This window comes from Humidesulfovibrio sp. (assembly GCF_035560995.1).
Lineage (GTDB): Bacteria > Desulfobacterota > Desulfovibrionia > Desulfovibrionales > Desulfovibrionaceae > Humidesulfovibrio.
Map to the genome: position 1 here is coordinate 1 of NZ_DATMYK010000098.1, position 5,650 is coordinate 5,650.

Consider the following 5,650-nt stretch of genomic DNA (forward strand, 5'->3'; position numbering starts at 1 on the left):
GGGTGAAGCCCAGCACCGCGTGCACGTGCGGGGCCTCCGGGCCTTCCTGCAGGGGCGGCGGCGGGAGAAGCGGGGGCTGGCCCAGGCGCGGCTGCTCCAGGCCGGTAGGCGGACCCGCCGGCGGCGCGGGCGGCTTGGGCAGGGCGGCGCGCAGGGCCTTCAGCGCATCCTGGTACTTGCCCTGGCGGTACAGCTCCAGGCCTTGGACATAGGGCGACTCGGCCTTGGCCGCGGCGGGCGCCGCAAGGCACAGGCACAGGGCCAGGGGCGCGGTGAGGGCGAGGGTGGAGCAAAGGCTGGTGAACAGGGCGGACACGCGCACGCGCATGGATTCTCCTTCGGGTGGGCTCGGCCCCGCCCCTGCGGGCGGACGGCCAGGGGCGACTATGCCCCAAGGAGCGCGTCCTCGTCCACCATCTTGCGCCCGCACGGCGCGGAGAACAGCCGCTTTCGCCGCTACTTCGCGGGCTCAGGCTCCTGGGCCTTGGGCCGGGCCAGGGATTTGTCCAGGCTTTGGTTCAGGCGCTCCAGGGCCTGCCGGGCGGAGTCCAGCATCTCGTTCAGGGAGTGGCGCAGGGCGGCCCGGGGCGATTTGCCCGCCTGGCCCGCTTGTCCGGGCTGGCCCCCGTCCAGGGCGGCCATGCGCTGGTTGGCCTCGTCAAGGGAGCTGCGCAGGGCGTCCACGTCCTGGCTGAGTTTGGCCCGTTCCTGGGCCTGCTCCTGCTCCAGGCGCTCCACGCGTTCCCTGAGGCTCCTGAGCTCGGCTTCGCGTTCGGCCTCGCGCGCGGCGGTGGTGCCGCCACAGCCGGGCAGCGCCAGCGCGCACAGCAGCAGAGCCAGCGGCAGGCGCCGCAGCAGGGGCAAAGGGCGCGGCATGCGGGCCTAGAGCTTGGACAGGTCGATGTCGCGGCTGAACTGGCCCGGGGCTTCCTTCACCACGGCCTGCCCGGCGATGACCCGGTTGCCGTCGAAGGTCAGGGTGGGGCCGCCGTGCAGCACCCAGCCGTTGTTCAGGGCCTCGCTCACGCGCAGGCAGAAATTGGCGTCGTCCGGGCCGGTGAGGTAACGGTACAGCTTCATGGAAAACCTCGTTCGCGTCAGGGGGTTTTCTTGGGCAGGGGCACGCGGGCCACGATCTTGTCGTAATACACCTGCTCCGCCTCCAGGAACACCGGGCGGCGGCGGGTCTCGTTCAGCCGGGTGACCATGAGGTTCAGGCGCTGCATCTGGCGGTAGCGCTCGGCCTCGTCGGTCATGGCGGACAGAAGTTCGAGCCCGTTCTTGATCTCGCGCTCGGCCTCCAGCTCCGGGGGCAGGCAGCCGGCGTTCTTGAGCACCCGCCAGGCCATCTTGAGCTCAGGCGGCACGTGGGCGTCGTCCTCAAGGTCAAGGGGCCTGCCCCGGCCGGGAAGGTCGTCGAATTCGCCGCTTTCCTGGGCCGCGCGGATGCGCTCCTCGGCGATTGTCTCGATGAAGGCCAATGACAAGCTCATGGGTTGATGGTGCTTCGCTCCGGGCGGAAAGTCAATATTCGGCGCGGGCGGAAAAAAAGGCCGGGCCGCTCTTTACAGCGCGCGCGCGGTGCTTATCTATAGTATACAAGGGGCGAAAGCCCCAGACGATAAGACAAATGGCAGGAGGGAGGCAAAAACCAGTGTGCAAAGCTCGCAACATCTGGCGGATTGAGCCGCCCCTGACCCCGCAAGGGGTCCACACAAAGAAAAGTGCGCCGTAACAAAGAGCCCCGATGTCCCAGCAAGAACGGACCGGAGCCAGCCGGGTGAACCGGCAGCGGCGCACGACTCTTTTGTCGTTTCCGGCGTCCCCTCAATCCCCGCAAGGAGCTTCATAACACCCATGGCACCCTGGTATGTCGCCATCCTCATGGGCCTCGTGGAAGGTCTCACCGAATTTCTGCCCGTTTCCAGCACCGGCCACCTCATCCTGGCCGGGCATCTGCTCGACTTCACCGGCCCCAAGGCCGAAACCTTTGAGATCGCCATCCAGCTGGGCGCCATCCTGTCCGTGGTGGTGCTGTACTGGCACCGCTTCACCGGGCTCCTCAAGACAGACCCCGCGCGGACCTTCTCCGGCCAGCGCGGCATTCTGCTGCTGTTTCTGACCTCGCTGCCCGCCCTTGGCATCGGCTTTCTGGCGCACCACGCCATCAAAACGCACCTTTTCGGGCCGCGCACCGTGGCCATGGCCTTTGTGGCCGGGGCGCTGCTGATGTTCGTCGTGGAGGCGCGCGCCGCACGGCAGAGCAGGGTGCGGCGCATCGGCGGGCTCGATTCCCTGAATCCCGGCCTGGCGCTGGGCATCGGCTTCTTCCAGTGCCTGGCTCTGTGGCCGGGCTTCTCGCGCTCTGGGGCCAGCATCATGGGCGGCATGCTGCTCGGCGTGGACCGCAAGACCGCGGCCGAGTACTCGTTCCTGGCCGCGGTACCGGTCATGTGCGCGGCCGTGGGCTACGACCTGCTCAAGAACTGGCGGCTGTTCGACTCCGGCGACCTGGGTTTCCTGGCCGTGGGCTTCGTGGTCTCGTTTTTCGCGGGCTGGGCCGCGGTGCGGGGCTTCATCGGCCTTGTCTCGCGCATGACGCTCATCCCCTTCGCCCTGTACCGTCTCGCCATGGCTCCCCTTATCTGGTTCTTCTGGCCCGCCTAGACGCGCGCGTTTCCGGCAGGGGCGGGGTGCCCGCCAGGGCTTGAAATTCCGCGTCCAATACGTTAAGCTGCGCTATCGGCCGAATAGCGCGCCGTATTTTTACGCCATTTTTCAGGAGGATCCCGTACATGACCCGCAAGGACCGCACCGAGGGCATCTACAGCCGTCGCGAGGTGCTCGACGATTCCGAGCGCCGCCAATATTATCAGCTTCAGCTCAAGGACCTCTTGTCCTACGCCTACCGTTATTCCGAGGACGTGAAGAAACGCTTTGACCGCGCCCAGTTCAACGTGGACAAGTTCAAGGCTCTTTCCGACCTCAAACACGTGCCCATTCTGAAGAAGAAGGAACTCATCTTCCTGCAGAGCATGGGCCCGCGCCTGGGCGGCCTGTTGACCAAGGACCTGGGCGAACTGCGCCGCGTGTTCCTGTCGCCCGGCCCCATTTTCGATCCCGAAGACCGCATGGACGACTACTGGGGCTGGACCGAAGGCTTCTACGCCGTTGGTTTCCGCCCCGGCGACGTGGCCCAGATCACCCTGCCGTACCACATGGCTCCGGCGGGCCTGATGTTCGAAGAGCCCCTGAAGAACCTCGGCTGCGCGGTGATTCCCGCCGGCCCGGGCAACACCAGCTCCCAGCTCGACATCATGCAGAAGCTGCGCGTCACCGGCTACATCGGCACGCCCAGCTACCTGCTGCACTTGGCCCAGAAGGCCGAGGAGACCGGCCTCTCCCTGCGCAAGGACCTCTTCCTCGAAGTGGCCTTCGTGACGGGTGAAAAGTTCTCCGAAAAGATGCGCACCACCCTTGAGAAGAAGCTCGACTGCGTCATGCGCCAGGGCTACGGCACGGCCGACGTCGGCTGCATCGGCTACGAGTGCTTCCACAAGTGCGGCCTGCACCTGTCGAACCGCGCCTTTGTCGAGATCTGCCACCCGGATACCGGCATTCCCCTGAAGGACGGCGAAGTGGGCGAGATCGTGGTCACGGCCTTCAACAAGACCTACCCGCTCATCCGCCTGGCCACGGGCGACCTGGGCTACATCGACCGCGCGCCTTGCCAGTGCGGCCGCACCAGCCCGCGCCTGGGCAACATCGTGGGCCGCGTGGACACCACCGCCCGCATCAAGGGCATGTTCGTGTACCCGCACCAGGTGGAGCAGGTCATGGCCCGCTTCGAGGAGATCAAGCGCTGGCAGATCGAGGTCACCAACCCCGGCGGCATCGACGAGATGGTCCTGTCCATCGAGTCCGGCGCGTTCAAGCGCGAGGAAGAGCTGCTGCACACCTTCCGCGAGCGCATCAAGCTGCGTCCCACGCTCAAGATCCTTGCGCCCGGCACCCTGCCGCCGCAGATTAGGCCCATTGAGGACAAGCGTTCCTGGGACTAGCCCGCGCCCCACACCAACCGGGAGCATCCATGCCTTCCCCGACCCATTTCCGCGCCCTGGCTTCTGCTGCTTGCAGAGGCCGGGGCGCGGCCCTTTGCGCCGCCATTCTTGGCGGGCTGCTGTCCCTGCCGCTGCTGACCGGCTGCGCCCGGCCCGCGCCCACGGGCGAACCCCTGGCCGTGAACTTCCTGCCCGCGCCGGGCGAGCTTATGACCGACGCGGGCGACCGCCTCTCGCCCGAGGCCTTCATGGCCAAAAGCAAGGGCGCGGCCTACGTGCTCATCGGTGAGTCCCACGGGCAGGCCTGCGACCACGAGGCCGAACGTCGGCTTTTGGCGCTCCTTGCGCATGAGGGTCAGGGTCCGGCTGTGGGTTTTGAAATGGTTCCAGCCCGGAACAGCGCCGTGCTCACGGACTTCGTGGCCGGGAAGATCAAGCCCGAGGATCTGGAGGCCCGCCTGGACTGGGCCAAGACCTGGGGGCATCCCTTCGGCCGCTATCTGCCGGTGTTTTTGGCCGCGCGGCAGTGGAAGCTGCCCGTGGCGGGGCTGAACGTGCCGCCGGAGGTCATCCGCAGGCTCTCGGCCGCGGCCATGGACAACGCCACCTCGCTGGCCACCTTTGACGGTCCCGTGGCCGCGCTCTCCGCCGAGGACCGCGCCCTGCTGCCCAGGCAGATCATCGAGCCCGCGCCGGAGCAACTGGCCTTCCTCAAGGAGGTCATGGGCGGGCACCCCCAAGGCCGTGACGTGACCAACTCGCGGCAGACCGCGCGCTTCCTGCTCATCCAAAGCGTGTGGGACTCGGCCATGGCCGAGCAGGCCGCGGCCCTGCGCGCGGCGACGGGGCGCCAGGTGGTGGTCTTTGCGGGCACGGCCCACGTGGAGGGCGGCCTGGGCATCGCCCGGCGCATTAAGGTGTTGGACCCCGACGCTTCGATTTTGCTCGTGTCACCCTGGCGGGGCGACGACTTCGACGCCGCCGACGCCCAGGTGCGCGTGTACTGCCCGCTCTCCTTCGAGAGCCGCATGGGCATGGTGCTGGAGCACCGCATGCTGGGGGAGGTGAACGAGGTGGTGGTCACCGAGGTCCGGCGCGGCTCCAGGGCTGAGGCCGCGGGCCTGCGCCCCGGCGACGTGGTGGAGCGCGCGGGCGGCTATCGCATGACCTCGCTGAACGCTTTGCATTTGGCGGGCAGCGATGCCTTCCGCCAAAAGAAGAATCTGGTCCTGTCCATCAGCCGTGGCCAGGCCTGCTACAGCGTGGACCTGGGGCCCCTTGGCCAACAGGGCGGCCAACAGGGCGGCCAGCAGGGCGCTCAGCAGAACCAGCCGGAAAAGAAGCCGTAAGCCATGCCTGAATTGCCCGAAGTCGAAACCATCGCCCGCACCCTGGCCCAGGAGGTCGCCGGCAGTGTCATAGAGCGCGTGGAGGTGCTGGACCCCGCCGCCGTGCAGCCCGGACCGGAGGCCTTTGCCGCGCTTGTGGCCGGGCGGCGCATCGAGTCCGTTGGTCGGCGGGCCAAGCTCCTGCTCATGCGCCTGGAGGGCGGGGCGCTCATCGCCATCCACCTGCGCATGACCGGACGC

At 67.6% G+C, this 5,650-nt stretch carries 7 protein-coding genes and 1 pseudogene; 4 read left to right on the forward strand and 4 right to left on the reverse strand.

What is annotated here, in order from left to right; all coding sequences use genetic code 11:
• The 4 genes and pseudogenes from VN419_RS03625 to VN419_RS03640 form a co-directional block, all read right to left on the reverse strand.
• A pseudogene (locus VN419_RS03625) lies at window positions 1-328 on the reverse strand (hypothetical protein); the annotation flags it as partial.
• 128 nt (window positions 329-456) lie between these two features.
• Window positions 457-876: a hypothetical protein gene (locus VN419_RS03630; RefSeq protein WP_325644538.1), complete on the reverse strand. Its 420-nt coding sequence runs from the start codon at window positions 874-876 to the stop codon at window positions 457-459.
• Between the two features lie 6 nt (window positions 877-882).
• The gene (locus tag VN419_RS03635) at window positions 883-1,080 is read right to left on the reverse strand and encodes a DUF1737 domain-containing protein (protein WP_325644539.1); all 198 of its coding nucleotides are present in this window, start codon (window positions 1,078-1,080) and stop codon (window positions 883-885) included.
• A 17-nt stretch (window positions 1,081-1,097) separates the two neighbouring features.
• Complete coding sequence (locus VN419_RS03640) at window positions 1,098-1,493, reverse strand: DnaJ family domain-containing protein (protein ID WP_325644541.1); 396 nt, start codon at window positions 1,491-1,493, stop codon at window positions 1,098-1,100.
• A gap of 364 nt (window positions 1,494-1,857) precedes the next feature.
• On the opposite strand from VN419_RS03640, the gene VN419_RS03645 reads away from it, so the two are divergent.
• The 4 genes from VN419_RS03645 to VN419_RS03660 form a co-directional block, all read left to right on the forward strand.
• A complete protein-coding gene (locus VN419_RS03645) occupies window positions 1,858-2,667 on the forward strand; it encodes an undecaprenyl-diphosphate phosphatase (RefSeq protein ID WP_325644543.1) in 810 nt (269 codons plus the stop codon).
• 128 nt (window positions 2,668-2,795) lie between these two features.
• On the forward strand, window positions 2,796-4,061 hold the full coding sequence (locus tag VN419_RS03650; RefSeq protein WP_325644545.1) for a phenylacetate--CoA ligase family protein: 1,266 nt from the start codon (window positions 2,796-2,798) through the stop codon (window positions 4,059-4,061).
• Between the two features lie 29 nt (window positions 4,062-4,090).
• Window positions 4,091-5,410 carry a ChaN family lipoprotein gene (locus VN419_RS03655; protein WP_325644547.1) on the forward strand — a complete coding sequence of 440 codons (1,320 nt, stop codon included), beginning with the start codon at window positions 4,091-4,093 and terminating at the stop codon, window positions 5,408-5,410.
• 3 nt (window positions 5,411-5,413) lie between these two features.
• A partial coding sequence (locus tag VN419_RS03660) for a DNA-formamidopyrimidine glycosylase family protein (protein WP_325644549.1) occupies window positions 5,414-5,650 on the forward strand: 237 nt, incomplete at its 3' end.